Raw genomic sequence first — 22,046 nt, forward strand, 5'->3', positions numbered from 1 at the left:
GATGCGGATGGGAGTGTTCGCCGGCGACTTCACCGGTCCCGGCGGTACGGCGGCGCTGGGCGAGCGGCTGGCCGCGTTCGCCGTACGGGCCGAGCGGGCCGGCGCGGCGAGCCTCTGGCTCAACGACCACCTCTTCCAGATCCCCATGTTCGGCGGCGAGGACGACCCGGTGCCGGAGTCCTGGACGGCGCTGGCGTTCGTCGCGGCCCGGACCAGCCGGATCGAGCTGGGCACGCTCACCACCTCGGCGACGTACCGGCACCCGGGCGTGCTGCTCAAGACCGTCGCCACGCTGGACGTGCTCAGCGGCGGGCGGGCCTGGCTCGGCATCGGGCCGCCCTGGCACGAGCGGGAGCAGCGGGACATGGGCATCCCGGTCGGCTCGTGGCCGGAGCGCTTCGCCCGGCTGGAGGAGATCCTGCGGCTGACCCGGCAGGTGTGGGACGGCGACACCACTCCGTTCGCCGGGGAGCACTACCGGCTCGACCGGCCCCGGCTGTGCCCGCCGCCGCTGCGCCGCCCGCCGATCCTGGTCGGCGGCGCGCACGAGCGGCGGGTGCTGCGGCTCGTCGCCCGCTACGCCGACGCCTGCAACCTGTTCGAGGCGGGCGGGCTGCCGATGCTGCGGCTCAAGCTGGACCTGCTGCGGCGCAACTGCGAGCAGGCCGGCCGCCCCTATGACGACATCCTGCGGACCACGTTCGGCGCGCTGCGCGCCGAGGACGTGGCCGACCCGCGGGCGGCGCACCGGCGGTTCCAGGACCTCGCGGAACTCGGCGTCGACCTGGCCGTCGTGGACCTGGGCGCGGAGGCCGACGAGCGCCGGTTCGAGCTGTTCGCGGCGCTGGCCGAGGCGGTCGCGCCGCTCGGCCGCACCCAGCCGGCCGCTGTGCCGGCGCACATCGTTGTTCCGGCCGTACCGGCGTTGGCAGACTGACCCGGCGACGGCCGATCCGCACGCGTGTCGAATGTGGAGGAACGTCAAATGACCTCGACCACCCCCGTGACGATCGACGCCCTCAAGGCGGCCCGGGAACTGGCGCCGACGATCGCGGACCGGGCCGCCGAAGGCGAACGCCTCGGCTGCGTACCCCCCGATCTGCTGGACCGGATCTCCCGGGCCGGGCTGATCGACCTGATGCTGCCGCAGTCGTTCGGCGGCCTCGAACTCGACCCGATGGCAGTGGTGGACGTCATCACCGAGCTGTCCCGCGCGGACGGCTCGGTCGGCTTCACCATCCTCAGCCTCAACGCCACGTTCTTCGTCGCCTGGCTGGAGCCGGACGTCGCCCGCTCGGTGCTCGCCGACCGGCCGCGCGCCATCGCCACCGTGTTCGCGCCCCTGGGCAAGGCGACGCCGGATCCCGGCGGCGGGCTTGTCGTGGACGGCCGCTGGCCGTTCAACAGCGGCTGCCGCAACGCCTCCTGGTTCGCCAACGGCGTGATGGTGATGGACGGCGACAAGCCGGCCGTCGTCCCGCCCGGGCGTCCCGACTGGCGGCTGGTCTTCGTCCCGGCCGCGGACGTCGAGGTGCTCGACACCTGGGACGTCGCCGGGTTGCGCGGCACCGGCAGCAACGACGTGCGCATGGCCGGCGTACGCGTGCCGCCGGAGTACACCGCGAACCCGATCTTCGAGTCGGCCAAGCTGGACGGGACGATCTTCCGCTGGTCCTTCTTCGCGCTCATGGGCGTGCTGTTCGCCGGGTTCCCGCTGGGCATCGCCCGGCGCGCGATCGACGAGTTCGTCACCGTGGCCCCGCACAAGTCGCGGGGCAGCCGCCCGCTGGCCGAGGAGCAGTCGGTCCAGCTGACCGTCGCCCGGGCCGAGGGGCAGCTGCGCTCCGCGCACGCGTTCGTGCAGGACACGCTGGGCCGGGCGTGGGACCGTACGCTCGCCGGCGACGAGATGACCATGGACGACCGGGTCGCGGTGCGGCTGGCCACCGGCAACGCCATGCGCGCCGGGACCGCCGCCGTCGACTCGATCTTCCGGCTGGCCGGGGGCAGCGCCCTCTACAACCGGTCGCCGCTGCAACGGTGCTGGCGCGACATCAACGCCGGCAGTCACCACGGCTACTTCTCCGAGTACCACGAGACCCGCGTGGGCCGGGCGCTGCTCGGCGTGCCGGTGCCGGACCCATGGATGATGTGACGACGGACGGGCGCCGGCCGTGGACCGGCCGGTGGATCTGGTGCCAGGAGACCGGCATCCGCCGCACCGGCGAGTTCCAGAGCATCCCGGTGGTCGACGAGCGGGTCCACGACCGGCGGGTGCTGTTCCGGCGCGAGTTCACGCTCGACCGGGTGCCCGGGCGGGCGCCGATGCGGATCACCGCGGACTCCCGGTACGTGCTGTGGGTCAACGGGGTGGAACTGGCCCGCGGCCCGGCCCGCAGCCATCCCCGCCGCCTGCTCCACGACACCGTCGACGTGGCCGCGGCGCTGCGTCCCGGCGTCAACGTCGTCGGGGTGCTGGTGCGCTTCTACGGCGAGCCGACCGCCTGGTGGATGCCGGCGGTGCCGACGTTCAGCCACGGCGCCGGGGTGCTCGTCGCCGAGGTCGACCTGCCCGGCGGCGTCCTCGGCACCGACCGGACCTGGCGCTGCCGGGTGAGTGACGCGTGGACGCGCCAGCGCCCGTCCGGTCTCGGCCAGGCCCGCCCGGAGGTGCTCGACGGCCGCCGGCTCGACCCGGACTGGCTGCGGCCGGGCCACCCGGACGAAGGCTGGTCGGCGCCCCGCGTGGTCACCGCGCTGCACCTCGGGGGCATCGGCCGGTCGGTCCCGCCCACCGACCCGTACGGGCCGATGCCGCCGCGTGTCACCGCGCCGCCGGCCGTGACGCCGAGGATCCCGGCCGCGCTGCGGCGGCACCGGCCCGGCACGCCCGGTGAGCCGGTGACGCTGCCGCTGACGGTCGACCTGGACGCCGGATCGCCGGAGGTCGTCACCGCCGACTTCGGCCGCGTCGTCGCCGGCACGCTCGCGCTGCGGCTGACCGGCCCGGCCGGCGTGGTGGCCGACGGCTCGCTCGGCGAACGCCTGGACGGCGAGGGCGCGCCGTCGCCGCCGAGCGCCGCGTTCTCCTACACGCTGCGCGGACACGCCGACACGTTCGAGACCGCCGACCCGGGCGGCGGCCGGTACGCCGTGCTGCGCCTGACCGGCTCCGGCCGGGTCACGGTGGACGCCGTCACGGTGCACGAACGGCTGCGCCCACGGCCGCCCGGCCCGTTCTTCACGTGCAGCGACCCGCTGCTGGACGAGATCCACCGGGTCGGCCTGCGGACCGTCGACCTGACCGCGCAGGACGCGTACATCGACTGCCCGACCCGGGAGCAGCGCGCCTGGACCGGTGACTCGGTGGTGCACCAGGCCGTCGACCTGGTCACCAACCCGGACTGGCGGCTGGCCCGCTGGCATCCGCGCCTGGCCGCCGTTCCCGGCCCGGACGGGCTGCTGCCGATGGCGGTGGCCTGCGATTTCGAGCACCGCGCCACCACCACCATCCCGGACTGGTCGCTGCACTGGATCCGGTCGGTGCGCAACCTGTGGTGGTGGGCCGGCGACCGGGACGAGGTCGCCGCGCTGCTGCCGGTGGCCGAGGGCGTGCTGCGCTGGTTCGCCGAGTTCGCCCGCGACGGGCTGCTCACCGACGTCACCGGCTGGGTGCTGCTGGACTGGGCCAGCGTGCAGGGCCGTGGCGCGGGGGCGGTGCTGAACGGGCTGTGGGGACGTGCGCTGACCGACTTCGCCGAGATGGCCGCGTGGCTCGGCGACCACGGCCGGGCCCGCTGGGCGCGCGCGCGGCACCGCCGTCTCGCCGAGGCGTACCGGATCTTCTTCGACCCCGCGCGCGGCGGCTACCGGGACTGGGCGCGCGACGGCCTGGCCGGTCCGGGCCTCAGCGACCACGCCGCCGCGGCTGCAGTCGTCGGCGGCCTCGTCCCGGCCTCGTCGCGGGCCGCGGTGCTGCGGTTCCTGCTGGCGCGGGAGGACCGCGTGACCAGTGCCTGGTCCTTCGGCGTCATGCCGCTGCGGGCCGCGATGGGCCCGCCGCAGCCGGACTGGGACGTGGACCGCGAGGTGGTCGCGGCACAACCGTTCTTCCGGTACGTGGTGCACGACGCGGTCGCCGCGCTCGGCGGCGCGGAGCACGTGGCCCGGCTGTGCCGGGACTGGCGGGCGCTGCTGACGGAGGAGTCGGACACCTGGCCGGAGACCTGGTCGGGCGGCTCGCTCTGCCACGGCTGGTCCGCCACGCCGAGCCGGGACCTGCCGCTGTACACGCTCGGCGCGGGCCCGGCGGCACCCGGCTTCGCCCGGGCCCGGGTCGCGCCGCGCCTGGGTGACCTGGACTGGGCGCGCGGGGCGGTGCCGACGCCGCACGGCCCGCTCACGGTCGACGTGGGCACGGAGGTGACGGTGGAATCCCCGGTGCCGGTGGAGATCGACGTGGGCGGCGTCCGGCACCACCGGCCGCCCGGCCGCTGGACGGTTTCGGCGGGACGGGAACACGACCCGAACCGCCCCGGCGCCGCGGTGACGGCATGACCGGCGAACCGGCGGGCGCGCGGACGAACGGCACCCGGCTGAGCGTCGCCAACGGGCGGCGGCCGGCCACCGAGGCCGCCCCGGCCGCGCCCCCTGTCCCCGTGGAGCGGGTCGACGCGCTGCTGTCCGCCGTCGCCGACCTGGTCGGACCGCGCGCCGACCCGCTCGGCGACGCGCTCGCCGCGGTGCTCGACGCGGCCCGCGACCTCGTCGAGGTGGCGGCCCGGTGGCCGGCCGGCTCCACCCCGGGGGCCGAGTCGCACGAGCGCCTCCGGCAGGCCCACGGCAGCGCCCGCGCCGCGTGCAGCGTCTGCTGGTACGCGGTCGTCGAGGTGGGCGACCAGGTCCGCCGCGCGGACCGTGGCCGTTCGACTCAGTAGCCGGGCGGGGCCACGTAGCCGCCGGTCAGCTCGTGCACCGCCGCGGCGAAGGCCAGCGTGCCCCGGTCACCCCAGCGCGGCCCGATCACCTGCACCCCGACCGGCAGCCCGGCCGCGGTACGGCCCACCGGCACGGCGGTGGCGGGCAGCCGGGCCAGGCTCGCCAGGCTCGCCCACACCAGCTGCCCGGCGTACGGCGCCGCCCGGCCGTCCACGGTGAGCTGCCGGGCCAGCGGGGGAGCGTCGGTCTGGTGCGGATACGCCGGAAGCGGCGCGGACGGCGTGATCACCAGGTCCACCCGCTCGAAGACCGCCTGCCACGCGGCTGCCGACCGCGCCTGCCGCTCGGCGCTGCGGTGCCAGGCCCGGTACGGCTGGGCGAGGCCCCGGGCGAGGCGCACCACCGGGCGGTCGTCGTCGGGGCGCGCCCGCCGGGCGATCCGGGCCAGCTTGGCGAAGTCGGCGTCGGAGAAGTCGGTGCTGAGCACCCCCAGCAGCAGTTCCAGGTAGATCTCGTAGCACTCGTAGAACGGCCGGGGCGGCCGGAGCCGGTCCTCGACCAGCGCGCCCGCGCCGGCCAGGCGCGCCACGAACTCCCGGAGCACCCGCAGCGTCTCCCGGTCGGTGCGCATCAGCGGGTTGTCCAGCCAGACCGCGATCCGGCAGCCGCTGATCCGCCGCGTCGCCGGGGGCGCCGGGGGCAGCGTCCCGCCCGGTACGCCGCCCGCGTCGTCGCCCACCAGCACGCCCAGCGCCAGGTCGAGGTCGGCCGGGTGCCGGGCCATCGGGCCGACCGCGCCCAGCGGCGACGTGCCGAGCGTGCCGGGTGGCCCGGGGATGTGCCCCCGAGTCGGCACCGCCGAGAAGGTCGGCAGGTGCCCGTACACGCCGCAGAAGTGGCTCGGCAGCCGGATCGACCCGGCGATGTCGCTGCCCAGCTCCAGCGGGGTGAGCCCGGCCGCGAGCGCGGCGGCGGAGCCGCCCGAGGAACCGCCCGCGGTGCGCCCGGGATCCCACGGGTTGCGGGTCAGCCCGTACACCGGGTTGTCGGTCTGGAAGTCGCCCGCGTACGGCGGCACGTTGGTCTTGCCCACCACGACGGCGCCGGCGGCGCGCAGCCGGGCGACCGCCTCGGCGTCGCGGTCCGGCCGGTGCCCGGCCAGCTCGGGCGCACCGGCGGTGGTCACCAGCCCGGCGGTCTCGAACACGTCCTTCACCGTCATCGGCAGGCCGTGCAGCGGACCGCGGGACTCCCCGGCGGCGCGTGCCCGATCGGCGGCGGCCGCCGCGGCGAGCGCCCGGTCCCGGTCCACCGCCACCACCGCGTTGACCGGCGGGTTGAGCCGCTCGATCCGGTCCAGGTGGGCCCGGACCAGGTCGGCGCTGGACACGGCGCCGGCGTCGAGGGCGCGCAGCAACGCGGTCGCGCTCACCGTGGCCAGGTCCTCCATCGCACCTCCCGGCCGCACCCGCGCCGACTGCGCCGGCCGCACGGGCTGGGTACGGTCGTGGCACCGTACCGCCCGGCCGGTCGACTGCGGACCGGTCGCAGTTGCGCGGCGTCCTGAACGCTTGTGCGGCGGCGGCGCGGCGGGCGACGCTGCCGGGGACACCGCGAGCGTGCTCCGGGCGGGCAACGGGCCTCGTTACGGGGCGGCCGCCGCAGCGTCCACGCGTGCATCCGTGGCGATCGTCGCCTGCCCACAGGGGAGACTGGCATGACTTCCGCTCCGACCAGGTCGACCACCTCGAAGACTCCACCGGGGTCGAACGCGCCGCGGTTCGTGCAGACCGCGTCGTTCGTCCGGGGTCCGATCGACTACCTCGACCAGAACCACCGCAAGTACGGCGACATCTTCACGGTGTCGCTGATCGGCATGCCGCCGATCGTGTACGTCGCCAACCCGGACCTCGCCCGCCAGGTGTTCGCCACCGACCGCAGCGTCGGCAACGCCGGCCGTACCCGGCAGGACTTCCTGCAGCGGATGGTGGGCGACTACTCGATCCTGGTGCTCGACGGCGACGAGTGGCTGCGGCAGCGCAAGATGATCGGGTCGGCGTTCCACACCCGCTACCTGCAGAGCTACCAGGAGGAGATCCGCCGCATCGCGGTCGAGTCGGTCGCCACCTGGCCGGTCGGCACCCCGTTCCCGGTCCGGCCCAAGATGCAGACCATCGCGCTGGACGTGCTCCTGCGCGTCGTGTTCGGCATCCGCGACCTCGAACGGGTCGCCCAGCTGCGGGAGATGCTGCCCCGGCTGACCGCGTCGGCGTCCAGCATGGAGACGCTGGCGTTCGTGCTGTCCCGCTCGGCGTGGGCCGGCATCGAGCCGATCTTCCGCAAGATCCCGGGCAGCGCGGCGGCCCGGTTCACCCAGGCGCGCGCGGACTGCGACGCGATCCTCTACGACGAGATCCGGCGGCGCCGGGCCGAGCCGGACAACGCCGAGCGCAAGGACATCATGTCCCAGCTGCTGCGCGCCGCGGACGACGAGGGCACGCCGATGACCGACCTGGAGCTGCGCGACGCGCTCATGACGTTGCTGGAGGCGGGATACGAGACGACCGCCGCGGCGATGGCCTGGGTCTTCGAGCGGCTCGTCCGTCACCCCGACGTCTACCGGCGGCTGCTGGAGGAGACCAAGGACGGCGACGAGACGTACCTGGAGGCCGTCATCAAGGAGACGATGCGGACCCGGCCGATCGTGCCGGTGATGCCGCGGGCGCTGTCCGGCCCGCTGGAGATCGGCGGCTACACGGTGCCGGGCGGCTGGTGGGTCGCGCCGTCGGTGCCGCTGCTGCACGGCCGGGAGGAGTCGTTCGAGTCGCCGGAGGAGTTCCGGCCGGACCGCTTCCTCGGCGAGGACGTGCCGAAGTCGGCGTTCCTGCCGTTCGGCGGCGGCCGGCGGCACTGCCTGGGCGCACAGTTCGCCATGATCGAGATGAAGGCGGTCATCCCCGAGGTGATCAAGCGGATGGACCTGCGCCGGCCGGACGGCGCCGGACCGGAGGCGCAGAAGACGTCGCACGTGCTGCTCACCCCGTCCGAGGGGGCGACCGTCGTGGCCGAGCCGCGTAAGCAGGCGGCGAGCGCCTGAGGCGTACCGATCGACCGGGCCGGCCTTCGACGAGGGCCGGCCCGTCCCGTGTCGGCGGTCGGCCCGGGAACGCGCCCGACGGCCCGGGAGCGCCTGACGGCGCGACCGTGCGCCCGGCGGTGCGGCCGGCGGCTCAGCGGCCGGCGGCTCAGCGGCCGGCGGCTCAGCGGCCGGCGGCGGAGACCAGGCGGCGCAGCGGCGCGTCCGGGTCGGCCAGGACGCGCCCGGCCAGCTCCGCGTAGCGGCGGACGAAGTCCTGCGCCCAGGCCGGCTCGAACTGGTCCTCGGCGTAGGACAGCCGGGCGTCGAACCGGTCGGCGCGGGGGATGACGGTCAGGCTCAGGCCGAAGCGGCTCAGCCCCTGGCTCGGCCGGAACGTGTCGATCTCCAGCCCGTTGCGCACCGCCGTCGGCGACCAGGAGTCCGGCGCCCGGTCCGGCAGCATCTGGAAGACCACGTCGTTGACCCGGCCGCCGGCCTCGCGCAGTGCCGGCACCGGCACCGTCTGGTAGGGCACGCCCTGGTGTACGACGGCGTCCAGGACGGTACGACGGGTCGCGGCGAGCAGGTCGCGGAACGAGCCGCCGTCGGCCAGCCGGGTGCGCAGCACCAGCATGTTGGCGAAGAAGCCGACGGTCAGTTGCACCTCCGGCCGGGTGCGGTTGGCGAACAGCGAGGCCACCGCCAGATCGTCGGCGCCGGTCTCGGTGTGCAGCAGCAGGTAGTAGAGGCCCAGCATCACCGGGAACAGCGTGGTCCGCTCGCCCTTGGCGAACGCGCGCAGCGCCGCCGCGTCCGCGTCGCCGAACTCGTGCAGCGCCAGCCCGGGGCGCGGCGCGCCCTGACCGGGGCGCCGCGCGGGCAGGTCGGGCACCCGCATCCCGTCGAGCTTGGCGGCCCAGTAGTCGTGGTCGGCGCGCATCTGCCCGGAGGCGCTCTGCTCGTGCTGCCAGGCGGAGAACTGCCGGTACTGCCACCCGACCGGCGCCGGTGGCGCGCCGTCACCGAGCAGCGCGATCACGTCGTTGATCAGCACCCCGCAGGACCAGGCGTCGGAGACCAGGTGGTGCATGTTGGCGCAGAGCACGTGGTCGTCGGCGCCGATCCGCCAGGCGTGCCAGCGCACCGGGGCCTGCTCGACGCCGATCGGGGCGCGCAGCTCGTCGGCGTACTGCCGCTGGACCTCCGCCTCCGCGCCGGCCGGCAGCTCGGTCCACTCGACCCGGGTCGGGCCGGGCTCGTGGACGCGCTGCACCAGGTCGCGCCCGCGCCGGTGCAGCGTGGTGCGCAGCGACTCGTGCCTTCGCATCAGGATGTCGACGGTGTCGGCCAGCTTGCCGGGGTCGAGCGGCCCGCGGATGCGGAAGCCGGCCGGGCAGTTGACCGACGCCGTCTCGGCTCGGTAGTGCGCCAGGAACCACATCAGCCGCTGACCGATGGAGGCCGGGATCTCCGTGTACGACATGGCGAGGAGTCTATGGGCGTATCTGCTATCTGCGCTCTACTGCCGGTCCGGACACTCGTGGTAGTCCTAACCCATGTCTGAGGATGCGATCGAACACCGGACCCGGGTCATCGTCGTCGGCGCCGGCTACGCCGGGCTCACCGCGGCGCTCTTCCTGGCCTGGCGCGGTGTGCCGGTGACCCTCGTCGAACGCCATCCGAGCACGTCGGTGCAGCCGAAGGCCTTCGGCATCGTGCACCGCAGCATGGAGCTGCTGCGCCAGATCCCCGGCCTGGAGGAGAAGATCCTCGCCGCCGACGTCATCGACTTCGTCAACGAGGCCCACATCACCATCGCCACCGACATGAAGGACCCGAACCCGGAGGTCCTCCTGGCCGGCAACGACGACACCATGTCCCGGCTGATCCGGCTGACCCCGGCCGGCTTCGGCGCCCTGCCGCAGTCCAAGATCGAGGCGATCCTGCGCCGCACCGCCGAGGAGCTCGGCGGCGACCTGCGCTTCTCCACCCGGTTGGAGTCCTTCGACGAGGACGACGACGGCGTGGTGGCCACCCTCGTCGACCTGCCCACCGGGCGCCGCTACCGGGTGGCCGCCGACTACCTGGTGGCCGCCGACGGCTGGCAGGCGCCGGTCCGCGAATGGCTGGAGCTGCCCACGCACGGCGTCGGCGAGCTGTGGCGGTGCCGGACCATCCTCTTCGACGCCGACCTGACCGAGCTGCTGGCCGGGCGCAAGGCGCTGCTGACGTACTTCAAGAACGACGAGTTCACCGGCCTGTACGCGTACCTGGAGAACGCCCGCGAGGTGTTCGGCGTCTCCGGCGCCCACCTGCTCGGCATCAACTACTTCATCGAGCGCGGCGAGAGCGACGACGACTTCACCGACGAGCGCTGCGTGGAACTGGTCCGCAAGGCCATGGTGGAGCCGGACCTGGAGGTGACCATCACCGACCAGTCCACGTTCGTCATCGCCCACCGGGTCGCCGACCGGATGCGCGAGGGCCGGGTGTTCCTGGCCGGCGACAGCGCGCACGTCATGCCGCAGACCGGCGGCCTGGGCGGCGCCACGGCGATCCAGGACGGCTACGACATCGCCTGGCGCATCGCCGCCGTCGTCGCCGGATACGCCGGGCCGAACCTGCTCACCGGCTACGACGTCGAGCGGCGGCCGGTGGGGGAGTCGACCGCCAACCGGCAGCTGCACCGCCTCTCCGAACGGATGGCGCCGCAGCTCAAGACGTTGCAGTTCGCCGAGGAGGTGAGCCCGGTCTGGGAGCACCTGGGCTACCGGGTCCACTCGCCGTTCGTCAGCACCGAGCCCGACGACGACGGCGACCTGCTGGAGGATCCGGAGCTGGCGCAGGCCCGGCCGGGCAGCCGCGCACCGCACGTGCCGGTCCGGCACGGCGACCGGGAGATCTCGCTGCTCGACCTGTTCGGCCGCGACCACGTGCTGCTGCTCGGCTCGCCCGGCACGCCGTGGCGGGCCGCCTCCGAGAAGCAGGCCGCCGCGCTGGGCGTGCCACTGCCGGTGTACGCCTTCGGCGCCGACCTGACCGACCACACCGGCGAGGCGGCACGCCGCTACGACCTCGGCCCGGACACCGCCGTCCTGGTCCGGCCGGACGGCTACGTGGTGTGGCGGGCGGTGTCGCGGCCCGACGACCCGGAACGGGCGCTGCGCGACGCCCTCACCACCGTCCTCGGCCGCGCTCCCGAGCCGGTCGAGCCGCCGCAGTGGTCCGAGCCGGCGCTGCGGCGTACCGCGATCCGGTTCTTCTCCAACATCCGCCGCTGACGTGAGCCGGATCGCCGTCGTCGGGGCCGGCATGGCGGGCCTGGCCGCCGCGTTGTTCTGCGCCCGCCGGGGCCACGAGGTGACGCTGCTGGAACGCGACGCCGCCGCGCCGCCGGACGGCGCGGGCGCGGACCGGTGGTTCACCGACTGGCACCGGCCGGGCCTGCCGCAGGGACGGCACTCGCACAAGTTCCTGGCCCGGTCGTGCCGGGTGCTGGCCGAGGAGGCGCCGGACGTCCTGGACGACCTCGTCGCGGCCGGCGCGGTGCGGGTGCCGGTCAGCCGCCTGCACACCGGGCCGCCGCCGGCCGACGAGTTCGCGCTCGCCGCCCGGCGGCTGATGCACGAGGCGGTGCTGCGCCGCGCCGTCGGACGCGAACCGACCGTACGTCTGCGGCCCGGTGCGGCCGCCCGCGCGCTGGTCACCGGGCGCCCGGACGGCGGCGTGCCGACGGTGGACGGCGTCCGGCTCGACTCCGGCGAGGTGGTGTCAGCCGATCTCGTCGTGGACGCCGCCGGACGGCACGCCCGGCTGCTCGACTCGATCGACGTGCGCCGCCCGCCCGCGCTGGTGCATCCGTGCGGCTTCGTCTACCTGACCCGGCACTACCGGCTGCGGCCCGGCGCCGAGCTGCCACCGCTGGACCGGCCGCTCGCGATGAGCCTCGGGTACGCCGCCACGCTCGCGTTCCCGGCCGACAACGGCACCTTCTCGCTGTCGGTGACGCTGTCCGACCAGGACGAGCTGCGTCACGCGCTGCGCCGCCCGGCCACGTGGGACCGGTTCATCGCCGCGGTGCCGCACACCCACCGGTGGGCCCGCCGGGGCGTACCGGTGGGGCCGGTGCGCACCATGTCCGGCATCGCCAACCGCTGGCAGCGGATGCACGACGACGACGGGCCGGCGCTGGCCGGGCTGGTCCTGCTCGGCGACGCCGCGCTCCAGACCAACCCGACGTACGGCCGGGGCGTCTCGATCGCGTTCCTGCACGCCCAGCAGCTCGCCCGCACCCTGGACACGGCCGGTGACCCGGGCTCGGTGGCGTTCACCGACGCGTTCGAGGCGTGGACCGCCCGCAACCTCGGCGTGTGGTACCGCACGCAGGTCACCGCCGACACCGCCGGCCTGCGGCGGATGGCGGCCGGGCTGCGCGGCCAGCCGCCGCCGGTGTCCGACGACCCGTTCGCCCGCTTCATGGCCGGCATGGAGGTGCTGGCCGGGCGGGACGAGGTCGTCGCCCGCGCGCTCGGCCGGATGGCGCACCTGCTCATCACACCCGCCCAGCTGCTCGGCGACCGCGACGTGGTGCGCCGGGTGACCGGTTTCCTCGACGGCCGGACCGTCACCGACGACGCCGTCGAGGGACCGGCCCGGCGGGAGTTCGAGGCGATCGTCGCCGCCTGAGCCGCGACCGGACGGCACCTTCGGAGGCCACCATGGACGCACGACCCGCCCGGACCGACGCTCCCGCCCGCTGCCCGGTGACCGGCGCCGCGGGCTTCGAGCCGTTCGGCCCCGCCTACAACGCCGAAGCCGGGGCGAGTCTCGCCGAGGCGCGCGCCGAGCAGCCGGTCTTCCACCACCCCGGCCTCGACTACTGGATCGTCACGAGGTACCGGGACGTGCGTGCAGTGTTCGGCGACCCGGACACGTTCTCGGCGGCCAACGCGATGGACCCGTACCGCCCGCTGTCCCGCCCCGCCCTGCGCGAGCTGGTCCGGCGGCGGTTCACCGGCGGCCCGGTGCTGGCAAACGAGGACGAGCCGGTGCACCTGCGGCGGCGGCGCCGGCTCGCCAGGCCGTTCACCCGGCGCCGGGTGCAGCGGCTGGAACCGCGGGTGCGCGCGCTCGTCGGCGAGCGGATCGACGCGTTCGCCGGCCGGGGCCACGCCGACCTGGTGGCCGAGCTGCTGTGGGAGGTGCCCGCCCTGGTCGTCGCCGTCTTCATGGGCGTACCGGACGAGGATCTGGCCGAGGTGCGCGGCTACTCGGTGTCCCAGGCCGTGTTCAACTGGGGGCTGCCCACCGACGACGAGCAGGTGGCCGCGTGCGAGGTGATGGGCCGGTACTGGCAGTACGCCGCCCGCCTGGTGAGCGGGCTCAAGGAGACCGAGAGCAGGGGTGCCGGCTGGATCGCCCACGCGGTCCGCGCCCAGGCCCGCAACCCGGAGCTGTTCAGCGACTCGTACCTGCAGTCGCTGGTGCTCAACGGCACCACCGCGGCGCACGAGACCACGGCGTCCGGCGCGGCCAACGCGGTGCGGACGCTGCTGGAGACGCCGGGCGCGTGGTCGGCGCTGTGCGCCGACCCGGCCGGCATCCCGGCCGCGGTGGAGGAGTGCCTGCGGCTGCGTCCCCCCGTCGTCGCCTGGCGGCGCCGGGTGGTCCGCGACACCGTCCTGGGTGGCGTGCCGCTGGCCGCCGGGGCCCGGCTGCTGCTGGTGACGGCGTCGGCCAACCGGGACGCCGAGATGTTCGCCGACCCGGACACGTTCGATCCGGCCCGGCGCGGCGTGCGCCGGCACCTGGCGTTCGGCGACGGCAACCACGCCTGCCTCGGGGCGCACCTGGCCCGGCTGCAACTGCGCGTCGTCCTGGAGGAACTGACCCGCCGCCTGCCCGCGCTGGAACTGGTGCCCGGCCAGGACTTCGGTCACGCCCCGAACACCTCGTTCCACGGGCCTGAACGGCTGTTGGTGCGCTGGCCCGCGTCGTAGCGTTCGGGCATGACGGAGAATGCGGTCGGCATCTACCCGTGTCTGCTGTACCGGGATGCCGAAAAGGCGATCGAATGGCTGGTCGAGGCGTTCGGGTTCACCAAGAACGTGGTGTTCCCCGGCCCCGAGGGGACCATCGCGCACGCCGAGCTCGGCTGGCGGGGTTCAGCGGTGATGGTCAATTCCGTCGGCACCGGCACGCGTTTGGCCACCGAGGTCGGGCAGGGTGGCCTCTACCTCGTGGTGGACGACCCGGACGCGCACCACGCCCGCGCCGTCGCGGCCGGCGCGGAGATCATCCGGGAGCTCAAGGACGAGGACTTCGGGACGTCCCGCGGGTACGCCGCCCGGGACCCCGAGGGCAACGTCTGGATCATCGGCACCTATCAGCCCGGCAGCACCCCGGCCCCGGCCTAACGGCTCAGGCGCGGGTCGGCTGCACCCGGCGGGGTGCCATCGCGGCGCCCCGCCGGGTGGAGGTGCTCAGCATCTGCTGCATCCCCGCCGCCACCAGCCGGCCGTCCGGCGCCCAGACCTGGGCCGCCCCACCCAGCACGCCCCGGTGCGACGCCACCCCGGCCGCGTTGACCAGCAGCCACTCGTCGCCCGGGGCGCTGTCGTGGAACGCCACGTACAGGTCGATGCTCGGGGCGAACAACTGCGTCTCCAGCTCCGGGAACGCGTTCATCACCGCCGGCCACTGGAGACTGTCCACCAGGATCACGGACCGGCAGGCGTCCAGCCACGGGTCGTCGAAGGTGGCCTGCGGCCGGAACCGGGCCCAGCTGAACGCCACCGGCGCCGGCGTCTCCAGCGTGGTCCGCCCGGCCAGCTCCCGCAGCGTGACGCAGTCGTGCCAGGGCGGCACGCCCCGCCCCTCCGCCTCCAGCAGCTCCCGCAGGTCGGGCAGCTCCTCCGGACCGGGCACCTCGGGCATCGGCGTCCACGGCCCGTCCGGGCCGGTGAGCCCGTCGTGCGCCGCCCACACCATCGCCTCCAGCACCGGCCGGCCGAACTGCGTCATGGACACCCGGGCCGCCGCCGCCCGGCGGGTCGCCCGCAGCGTCACCACCGCGAGGTCGACGTAGCCGAACCGGGGCGGGCTCAGGAACTGGCAGGACAGGCTCGCCGGACGGGGCAGGGACAGGGTCTGCTGGGCCGCGCGCAGCGCCACCGCGGCCAGGTAGCCGCCGTTCGGGCCCATCAGCGCCCAGTCCGAGCACAGCTTCGCCCGGAACAGGCCGTCGCCGGCCGGTTCGATGGTGGTGTCCTCGGCGAGGTGGCCCACGGCTCAGCCCGCCGTCGCCGACGTCGCCGGGCGGCCCGGCGTCAGCAGGCTGACCACGGTGCCGACGCCGATGAGCACGGCGGCCAGCAGGAAACCACGGCCGTACCCGGCGGCCAGGGCGACAGCAGGGGACCGCCCCGCGTCGGCCAGGTGCGACGCGTGCGCCACGGCGGCGGTGACCAGCGTGGCCAGGCCGATCGCGCCGCCGAGCTGCCGGGTGCTGCTGATGACCCCGGACGCCAGGCCCGCCTGGGCCGGCGGGATGCCGCTGGTGGCCGCCGCGGTGATCGGCACCATCACGATGCCGATGCCCAGTCCGATCAGCACGGTCGGGGCGAGCAGGTCGACCAGGAACGTCGCGTCGGCCGGCGTCCGGGACAGCCACAGCAGCCCGACCGCGGCGACCACGCCACCGGCCACCAGCGGCAGCCGGGGACCGGTGCTCGGCAGCAGCTTCGTGGAGACGCCGGAGCCGGCGACGATGCCGATCGACAGCGGCAGGAACGCCAGCCCGGCCTCGATCGGCCGGTAGCCGAGAACCTGCTGGAGGAAGAGCGACAGGAAGAAGAACATCGACACCATCGCGGTGCCGCCCACCAGCGCGATGACGTTGGCGAGCGCGACGTTGCGGTGCCGGAAGAAACCCGGCGGCATGATCGGCTCGGCCGCCCGGGTCTCGACCACCAGGAACACCGCCAGCAGCAGGACGCCGACCCCGATCGGCACCAGGACGGGAGCCGAGAGGAACGGGTGCTCCCGCACGCCGACGATGCCGTACACGAGCGTGGCCAGACCCGCCGTGACGGTGACCGCACCGGTGACGTCGAGGCGGCGGCGCGCCCCGGCGGCCGGTGCCGACTCGGTGAGCGCCCAGGCCGCGCCGGCGAACAGCAGCACGCCCAGCGGCACGTTGCAGAACAGCACCCAGCGCCAGCTGAGCAGGTCGGTGAGCACCCCGCCGGCCAGCGAGCCGATCGCGCCGGCGGACGCGGCCACCGCGCTCCACAGGCCGATCGCCCGTCCTCGCTGCTTCGGGTCGGTGAACGTGGTGACGAGCACCGTCAGCGTGGTCGGGGCGAGGATCGCGCCGCCGAGGCCCTGCACCGCCCGGGCGGCGATCAGCGTGCCCGCGTTCGGGGCGAAGCCGCCGACGAGGCTGGCCACGGTGAAGACGGTCAGGCCGGTGAGGAACATCCGCTTGCGTCCGAACAGGTCGGCGGTGCGGCCGCCCAGCAGCAGGAACCCGGCGAAGACGATGGTGTACGCGTTCACCACCCACTGCAGCTCGGCCGGGCCCATGGCCAGCGACTCGCCCATCCGGTCCAGCGCCAGGTTCACGATCGCGACGTCGAGGATGACCATGAACTGGGCGAGGCAGACCACCGCGAGGATCGCCCCGCTCGGCGCACCGGGGGCACGGGCCGGCGCCGGCGCCGCCTTTCCTGTCGTCGTCACTTGCGGGCTCCAAGGGCTCGGGCCGGCCCGGGACGCGCCGGCGGCGGGGAGGCTCGTGCGCTCGGGAGCGGCGGCCGGGGCTGGCATACTGCCCGCATGGCCGATCTCACCGGAGCACACTATCGGGGTTACAGTCCGTATCTCTACTACGAGGACGCGGGCGCCGCGCTGGACTGGCTGGTCCGCACGTTCGGCTTCACCGAGAAGGTCCGCTACCTCGACGAGGCCGGTGTGGTCCGGGAGGCGGAGCTGCACGCCGGGGACACGCTCATCATGCTGCACGGCGCCGACCCCGGCTACTGGGCGAAGCAGTCGGCGCCCGGCCCGGTCGGGCACATGTGCATCGTGTACGTCGAGGACGTCGACGCCCACCACAAGGCGACGGTGGCGGCCGGTGTGGACGCGCCCGAGCCGGAGGACCAGCCGTACGGGGCACGGATCTACATCGTCACCGACCCGGGCGGGCACCAGTGGACGTTCTGGCAGCACCTGACCGACGAGGTTCGGCTGGCGCCGGGCTGGCGCGAGGTTCGCCCGGCGTAGCGCCGTCGCGTCAGACCGGGTCCGGCTGCGGCCGCCGGTCCGGCGCGCCCGCCGCCCGAACGGCCAGCGCGACGTAGTCGGTGAGGAACGTCCGCGCCCACTCCGGGTCGAACTGGTCGTCGTAGAACAGCAGCGCCCGGCAGTCGCCGCCGGGTTGCGGGATCAGCCCCAGCTCCAGCCCGAACCGGCTGCGCAGCGCCTCCGGCACGTAGAGGTCGAAGTCGACGCCGCGCGCGGTGACCTTCGTGCCCGGTGGCGGCGTGAGCAGCATCTGGAACACCACGTCGTCGGCGCGCCGCCCGTTCGTCTGGAACCGCACCGGCAGCATCTGGTACGGGATGCCCTCGTGCAGGAACGCGTCGACCACGGTGCGGCGGGTCGCCTGCACCACCTCGCGGAAGCTCGCACCCTGCGGGATCCGTGTGCGCAGCATCAGCATGTTGGCGAAGAACCCGACAGTCGACTGCACCTCGCGACGGGAACGGTTGGCGAACAACGACGCGACCGCCAGGTCGGTGCTTCCGGTCTCCCGCTGCAGGATCAGGTAGTACAGCGAGAGCATCACCGTGAACAGAGTGGTCCGCTCGGTGCGGGCCAGCAGCCGCAGCCGGTTGAACGTCTCGCGGTCGATCGTCTCGGCCTCCAGGTAGCTGCGCCGTGGTGCCTGCGGGTCCAGCTCACGCATCGGCACGTCGGGCAGCGTCAGCCCGGTCAGCTGCCCGGTCCAGTAGTCCTGGTGCGGCTTCAGCTCGCCCCTGGTCATCAGCTCGTGCTGCCACTGCGCGAACTCCGGGTACTGCCAGCCGATCGGCGTGAGGTCCGGCTCGCCGTCCGGGCCCGCCTCCAGCAGCCGGATCAGATCCTGCACGATGATGCCGCACGACCAGGCGTCGGAGACCAGGTGGTGCATGTTCACCGACAGCACGTGCTCGTCCGGCCCGAGCCGCCACAGCGTCACCCGTACCGGCCATTCGCTGACGTCCACGTTGTCGCGGACCTCGGCCGCGACCGCCGCGCCGAGCGTCTCCTCGTCCGGGTCCGGCAGGTCGACGTGGCGGACCCGCACCGGCGCCGGGTCGTGCACGTGCTGCACCAGGTTGCGCCCCTGCCGCACCAGCGTGGTGCGCAGCGCCTCGTGCCGCGCGGCCAGCCGGTCCAGCGCGATCTGCAGCTCGCGGACGTCCAGCGGGCCGTGCAGGCGGCACACGACGGGGCAGTTGAGCGATGCCGAGTCGGGCCGATAATGCTCCAGGAACCACAGCAACCGTTGTCCGATCGAGGCCGGCACTTCGCGTACGCCCATGCCCCGGAGTATCGAGATCCGGCGACGCCCGGCGCAATGCGATCCGGCCGGTGAAACGAGGTCGAAGGTGGAACCGTCCAGCTCACCGGCGCGGCAGGCGCAGGCCCTGTCGATGCGGTTGTTCCTGCACAGCCTCGGCGCGGCCGAGCTGATGACGATGTACCTCGGCCATCGGCTGGGGCTCTACCGGGTGCTCGGCGAGGGGCCTGTGACGGGTGCCGAGCTGGCCGCCCGCGCGGACGTCGGGGCCCGGCACGCCACCGAGTGGCTGGAGCAGCAGGCCGCCGCCGGAGTGGTGGAGCCCGCCGGGGACGGCCGGTTCCGTCTGCCCGAGGGCCACCGTCAGGCGCTCACCGACGCCACCAGCCCGTTCGCGGTGCTGTCGCTCGCGGTGCTGCCGGTGGCCGGGCTGGCGCCGATGCTCGACCGGCTGGTCGAGGCGTACGCCAAGGGCGAGGGCGTGGGTTACGACGAGTACGGCGAGGAGTTCCGCGCCGCGCAGGCCGGCATGAACCGGCCGGTGTTCACGCACGAGCTGCCGCGCTGGATCCGGACCGCCCTGCCGGACGTGCACGCCCGGCTGTCCCGGCCCGGCGCGGTGGTGATCGACGTCGGATGCGGCACCGGTGACTCCTCGCTGGCGCTGGCGCAGGCGTACCCGTTCGCCACCGTCCACGGTGTCGACCTGGGTGCCGCCGCGATCGGCGCGGCCCGCGACCGCGCCGTGTCGGCCGGGCTGGCCGAGCGGGTCGTGTTCACCGTCGCCGACGTGGCCGAGCAGCCCGGCGCCGAGCGCGGCGACCTGGTGTGCGTGTTCGACGCGCTGCACGACATGAGCCGGCCGGTACGGGTGCTCACCGCCGCCCGGGAACGGCTGCGACCGGGCGGCTGCGTGCTGCTGATGGAGCCGCGGGTGGGGGAGCGGTTCACCGCGCCGGCCGGTGAGGTCGAGCGGTTCATGTACGCGGTGAGCGTGCTGCACTGCCTGCCGGTCGGCCTGACCGGCGACGGCGACGACGGCGGCGCCCCGGCCGGCACCGGCACCGTCATGCGGCCGGACACGGTGCGCCGCTACGCCGAGCGGGCCGGTTTCGCCGCGACCACGGTGCTGCCGGTCGAGCACCGGTTCCACCGCCTCTACCGCCTGGACCCGTCGGCCTGACCGAACCGGTCGTCCTGACCGGCCCGGCCGGGGGCCTGCGGCTCAGGCGGACGGGTCGCGGCGGGCCGCCACCCGGGCGCTCAGCCGGCTCGCTGTCGACTCGGACAGCACCCGGAACTCCGCGGTGGCCTCCACACACACCCGGTCGGCGCCGTCGACGATCGTGCCCGTCGTGCCGAGCCGGTCGGGGGCGGTCGTCGCGATCCGGGCACGCACCCGGTAGTCGACGCCGATGCGCAGCGGCCGGACGAACCGGGCCGTGGTGTCGACGGTGACCGCGAAGCGCCGGGCGCCGGCCACCACCGCCCACGCCATCGCCTCGTTCAGCACGGCCAGGCTCAGCCCGCCGTGCACGTACGTCGGCGCGCCGGAGTGCCACTGCGCGAACGTGAACGAGGCGAGCACCTCGGCGCGCTCGTCGTCGTAGGAGAACGGGATCCGCAGCCCGTGTTCGTTGATCGGGCTGCACACGAAGCAGTGCGTCTCCAGCGGGCCGCTGTGCTCGTCGAGCCGTCGTACGGCCATCAGGCGCCGTCCCCGGTGAGGGACCGGCGCAGCGCCCGCTTGTCGACCTTGCCGGCACCGGTGTGGCTGAACGCGGGCACCACCTCCAGCCGGTCCGGCAGCTTGTACGCGGCCAGCCCCCGGCCGGTCAGGAAGGCGCGCAGCTCAGCCAGGTCGAGTCCGCCGCCGTCGTCGCGCCGGACCACCACGGCACAGATCTTCTCGCCCAGCGCCGGGTCTGGTACGGCGATGACGGCGGCGGCGCGTACGGCCGGATGCGCCTCGATCTGGCTCTCCAGTTCGGCCGCGCCGATCTTCTCGCCACCACGGTTGATCACGTCCTTGATCCGCCCGGCGACCATCAGGTTGCCGTCCGGGGTGAGCCGGACCAGGTCGCCGGTGCGCAGGTAGCCGTCGGCGGTGAAAGCGGTGGCGTTGTACTCCGGCGCGTCGTAGTAGCCGCGCAGCGTGGTCGGCCCGCGGACCAGGAACTCGCCGACGCCGCCCGGCGGGACGTCCCGGTCGTGCTCGTCGACGACGCGGTACTCGTCGGCCGGGATCAGCGGCCGGCCCTGGGTGGTGGCGATCGTCTCCGGCGGGTCGTCCAGCCGGGTGTACCACAGCGGTCCCTCGGCCATCCCGAACCAGTGGCTCAGCCGCAGCCCTCGGCTCAGGATCTCCCGGGCCACCTCCGGGCGCAGCGGCGCGCCGCCGACCTCCAGCAGGACGCCGGACAGGTCCACGCCGTAGTCGCCGGCGAGGTCGAGCCAGACCGCCAGCAGCGGCGGCATCAGCGTGGTCAGCGTGACGCCCTCGGTGGTGATCAGGGGGAACACGTCGTCCGGGCTCGGCGTCGGGCTCAGCACGACCCGGCCGCCGGCGCGCAGCGTGCCGAGTACGCCGGGGCAGCCCAGCGCCGCGTTGTGCGCCGCCGGCAGCGAGGCGAGGTAGACGCCGTGCTCGTCCACGCCGAGCGCCTCGGCGCTGCGGCGCAGCTGGTAGGCGTAGTCGTCGTGGGTGCGGGGGATCAGCTTCGGTAGCCCGGTGGTGCCGCCGGAGAGCAGGAAGAACGCGACGTCGCCGGGATCCGGCGCGGGCAGGTCCCGGGGCTCGGCGCGCACCTCGCTCAGGGCCAGGTGCGGCCCGGGCTCCCCGGCCACGATGACGTGGTCGAGGCCGGCGGCCGACGCGGCCACCGTCGCGGCGAGCGGCCGGTGGTCGTACCCGCCGAAGCGGTCCGGCACGACCAGCGCCCGCGCCTCGGTGTGCCGGGCCAGGTAGGTCAGCTCGGCCTCGCGGTGCGACGGCAGCGCGAACACCGGTACGGCGCCGAGGCGGAACAGGCCGAGCGCGACCACCACGAACGCGGCCGTGTTCGGCAGTTGCACCACGACCCGGTCCTCGGCGCGCAGGCCGAGCCGGTGCAGACCGGCGGCGAACCGGTCGGCGGCGGCGTCGAGTTCGGCGTAGCTCATCCGGCCGTCGGCGTCGACGACAGCGGTGCGGCCGGGGTGCCGGCGCGCCCCCTCACGGCCGATCTCGCCGAGCAGCTCACCGGTCCAGATGCCCGCGGCGCGGTAGCGTTCCGCGTCCGTCTCGGGCCAGGCGACACAACCTTTCAGCACCGCACGACTCCCCTGTCAACTGTGGACGCGTCCGCCTCGGGCGAGGTGCGCTCCACCTTGGCCGCTGCCGTCGCGGCCCGGCAAGCGGTCACGCGTTGCCGCCCGCGGGGCCCGGCTGCGATCCTGCGCGGGCGCAGGTCTCCCCGGTCG

The 22,046-nt window shown here is 74.7% G+C and carries 18 protein-coding genes; 11 read left to right on the top strand and 7 right to left on the bottom strand.

Annotated features, from left to right (window positions below):
• Nucleotide 1: 1 nt before the first annotated feature.
• The 4 genes from KSK32_RS25000 to KSK32_RS25015 are packed head-to-tail and all read left to right on the top strand — an operon-like array spanning nucleotide 2 to nucleotide 4,937.
• On the top strand, nucleotides 2–937 hold the full coding sequence (locus tag KSK32_RS25000; RefSeq protein ID WP_216933398.1) for a TIGR03560 family F420-dependent LLM class oxidoreductase: 936 nt from the start codon (nucleotides 2–4) through the stop codon (nucleotides 935–937).
• 48 nt (nucleotides 938–985) lie between these two features.
• Nucleotides 986–2,155: an acyl-CoA dehydrogenase family protein gene (locus tag KSK32_RS25005; protein WP_216933399.1), complete on the top strand. Its 1,170-nt coding sequence runs from the start codon at nucleotides 986–988 to the stop codon at nucleotides 2,153–2,155.
• Nucleotides 2,143–4,557, top strand: a complete 2,415-nt coding sequence (locus tag KSK32_RS25010) for a hypothetical protein (protein WP_216933400.1) — start codon at nucleotides 2,143–2,145, stop codon at nucleotides 4,555–4,557. The genes KSK32_RS25005 and KSK32_RS25010 overlap by 13 nt, the downstream gene beginning before the upstream one ends.
• Complete coding sequence (locus KSK32_RS25015; protein WP_216933401.1) at nucleotides 4,554–4,937, top strand: hypothetical protein; 384 nt, start codon at nucleotides 4,554–4,556, stop codon at nucleotides 4,935–4,937. The genes KSK32_RS25010 and KSK32_RS25015 overlap by 4 nt, the downstream gene beginning before the upstream one ends.
• On the opposite strand, the gene KSK32_RS25020 is transcribed toward KSK32_RS25015, so the two are convergent.
• Complete coding sequence (locus KSK32_RS25020; RefSeq protein WP_216933402.1) at nucleotides 4,931–6,388, bottom strand: amidase; 1,458 nt, start codon at nucleotides 6,386–6,388, stop codon at nucleotides 4,931–4,933. The two genes, KSK32_RS25015 and KSK32_RS25020, sit on opposite strands and share 7 nt — an antisense overlap.
• Nucleotides 6,389–6,655: 267 nt before the next feature.
• On the opposite strand from KSK32_RS25020, the gene KSK32_RS25025 reads away from it, so the two are divergent.
• Entirely contained in the window at nucleotides 6,656–8,035 is a 1,380-nt protein-coding gene (locus KSK32_RS25025; protein WP_216933403.1) for a cytochrome P450, read from the top strand.
• Nucleotides 8,036–8,198: 163 nt separating this feature from the next.
• Here KSK32_RS25025 and KSK32_RS25030 read toward each other — a convergent pair whose 3' ends face one another.
• Complete coding sequence (locus KSK32_RS25030; protein WP_216933404.1) at nucleotides 8,199–9,500, bottom strand: condensation domain-containing protein; 1,302 nt, start codon at nucleotides 9,498–9,500, stop codon at nucleotides 8,199–8,201.
• 73 nt (nucleotides 9,501–9,573) lie between these two features.
• Here KSK32_RS25030 and KSK32_RS25035 point away from each other — a divergent pair, with 73 nt between their 5' ends.
• From KSK32_RS25035 to KSK32_RS25050, 4 genes are read left to right on the top strand one after another with little or no spacing between them, the layout of a single operon-like run.
• Nucleotides 9,574–11,298 carry an FAD-dependent oxidoreductase gene (locus tag KSK32_RS25035; RefSeq protein ID WP_216933405.1) on the top strand — a complete coding sequence of 575 codons (1,725 nt, stop codon included), beginning with the start codon at nucleotides 9,574–9,576 and terminating at the stop codon, nucleotides 11,296–11,298.
• Between the two features lies 1 nt (nucleotide 11,299).
• The gene (locus tag KSK32_RS25040; protein ID WP_216933406.1) at nucleotides 11,300–12,703 is read left to right on the top strand and encodes an FAD-dependent oxidoreductase; all 1,404 of its coding nucleotides are present in this window, start codon (nucleotides 11,300–11,302) and stop codon (nucleotides 12,701–12,703) included.
• Between the two features lie 32 nt (nucleotides 12,704–12,735).
• Nucleotides 12,736–14,016 carry a cytochrome P450 gene (locus KSK32_RS25045; protein WP_216933407.1) on the top strand — a complete coding sequence of 427 codons (1,281 nt, stop codon included), beginning with the start codon at nucleotides 12,736–12,738 and terminating at the stop codon, nucleotides 14,014–14,016.
• Nucleotides 14,017–14,025: 9 nt separating this feature from the next.
• Nucleotides 14,026–14,433: a VOC family protein gene (locus tag KSK32_RS25050; protein WP_135239722.1), complete on the top strand. Its 408-nt coding sequence runs from the start codon at nucleotides 14,026–14,028 to the stop codon at nucleotides 14,431–14,433.
• 4 nt (nucleotides 14,434–14,437) lie between these two features.
• Here KSK32_RS25050 and KSK32_RS25055 read toward each other — a convergent pair whose 3' ends face one another.
• Both KSK32_RS25055 and KSK32_RS25060 read right to left on the bottom strand, forming a co-directional pair.
• Entirely contained in the window at nucleotides 14,438–15,304 is an 867-nt protein-coding gene (locus KSK32_RS25055; protein ID WP_216933408.1) for an acyl-CoA thioesterase II, read from the bottom strand.
• Nucleotides 15,305–15,307: 3 nt separating this feature from the next.
• Nucleotides 15,308–16,759, bottom strand: a complete 1,452-nt coding sequence (locus KSK32_RS25060) for an MFS transporter (protein WP_216933409.1) — start codon at nucleotides 16,757–16,759, stop codon at nucleotides 15,308–15,310.
• 96 nt (nucleotides 16,760–16,855) lie between these two features.
• On the opposite strand from KSK32_RS25060, the gene KSK32_RS25065 reads away from it, so the two are divergent.
• On the top strand, nucleotides 16,856–17,302 hold the full coding sequence (locus KSK32_RS25065; RefSeq protein ID WP_216933410.1) for a glyoxalase/bleomycin resistance/extradiol dioxygenase family protein: 447 nt from the start codon (nucleotides 16,856–16,858) through the stop codon (nucleotides 17,300–17,302).
• 10 nt (nucleotides 17,303–17,312) lie between these two features.
• On the opposite strand, the gene KSK32_RS25070 is transcribed toward KSK32_RS25065, so the two are convergent.
• Nucleotides 17,313–18,605, bottom strand: a complete 1,293-nt coding sequence (locus KSK32_RS25070) for a condensation domain-containing protein (protein ID WP_216933411.1) — start codon at nucleotides 18,603–18,605, stop codon at nucleotides 17,313–17,315.
• A 67-nt stretch (nucleotides 18,606–18,672) separates the two neighbouring features.
• Here KSK32_RS25070 and KSK32_RS25075 point away from each other — a divergent pair, with 67 nt between their 5' ends.
• On the top strand, nucleotides 18,673–19,767 hold the full coding sequence (locus KSK32_RS25075) for a class I SAM-dependent methyltransferase (RefSeq protein ID WP_289256391.1): 1,095 nt from the start codon (nucleotides 18,673–18,675) through the stop codon (nucleotides 19,765–19,767).
• Between the two features lie 42 nt (nucleotides 19,768–19,809).
• On the opposite strand, the gene KSK32_RS25080 is transcribed toward KSK32_RS25075, so the two are convergent.
• Together KSK32_RS25080 and KSK32_RS25085 are read right to left on the bottom strand one after the other, a co-directional pair.
• Complete coding sequence (locus KSK32_RS25080) at nucleotides 19,810–20,292, bottom strand: PaaI family thioesterase (RefSeq protein WP_216933413.1); 483 nt, start codon at nucleotides 20,290–20,292, stop codon at nucleotides 19,810–19,812.
• Nucleotides 20,292–21,896, bottom strand: a complete 1,605-nt coding sequence (locus KSK32_RS25085; protein WP_216933414.1) for a (2,3-dihydroxybenzoyl)adenylate synthase — start codon at nucleotides 21,894–21,896, stop codon at nucleotides 20,292–20,294. Before KSK32_RS25085 ends, KSK32_RS25080 begins: the two co-directional genes overlap by 1 nt.
• Between the last annotated feature and the right edge of the window lie 150 nt (nucleotides 21,897–22,046).

The sequence above is a fragment of the Micromonospora sp. WMMB482 genome (genome assembly GCF_019038635.1).
Taxonomy (GTDB): domain Bacteria; phylum Actinomycetota; class Actinomycetes; order Mycobacteriales; family Micromonosporaceae; genus Micromonospora; species Micromonospora marina.

Coding starts and splice junctions, on each gene's coding strand:
- KSK32_RS25005 (WP_216933399.1), top strand. CDS start 986: ATGACCTCGACCACCCCCGTGACGATCGACGCCCTCAAGGCGGCCCGG.
- KSK32_RS25035 (WP_216933405.1), top strand. CDS start 9,574: ATGTCTGAGGATGCGATCGAACACCGGACCCGGGTCATCGTCGTCGGC.
- KSK32_RS25000 (WP_216933398.1), top strand. CDS start 2: ATGCGGATGGGAGTGTTCGCCGGCGACTTCACCGGTCCCGGCGGTACG.
- KSK32_RS25070 (WP_216933411.1), bottom strand. CDS start 18,605: ATGGGCGTACGCGAAGTGCCGGCCTCGATCGGACAACGGTTGCTGTGG.
- KSK32_RS25015 (WP_216933401.1), top strand. CDS start 4,554: ATGACCGGCGAACCGGCGGGCGCGCGGACGAACGGCACCCGGCTGAGC.
- KSK32_RS25065 (WP_216933410.1), top strand. CDS start 16,856: ATGGCCGATCTCACCGGAGCACACTATCGGGGTTACAGTCCGTATCTC.
- KSK32_RS25050 (WP_135239722.1), top strand. CDS start 14,026: ATGACGGAGAATGCGGTCGGCATCTACCCGTGTCTGCTGTACCGGGAT.
- KSK32_RS25020 (WP_216933402.1), bottom strand. CDS start 6,388: ATGGAGGACCTGGCCACGGTGAGCGCGACCGCGTTGCTGCGCGCCCTC.
- KSK32_RS25010 (WP_216933400.1), top strand. CDS start 2,143: ATGGATGATGTGACGACGGACGGGCGCCGGCCGTGGACCGGCCGGTGG.
- KSK32_RS25080 (WP_216933413.1), bottom strand. CDS start 20,292: ATGGCCGTACGACGGCTCGACGAGCACAGCGGCCCGCTGGAGACGCAC.
- KSK32_RS25025 (WP_216933403.1), top strand. CDS start 6,656: ATGACTTCCGCTCCGACCAGGTCGACCACCTCGAAGACTCCACCGGGG.
- KSK32_RS25045 (WP_216933407.1), top strand. CDS start 12,736: ATGGACGCACGACCCGCCCGGACCGACGCTCCCGCCCGCTGCCCGGTG.
- KSK32_RS25030 (WP_216933404.1), bottom strand. CDS start 9,500: ATGTCGTACACGGAGATCCCGGCCTCCATCGGTCAGCGGCTGATGTGG.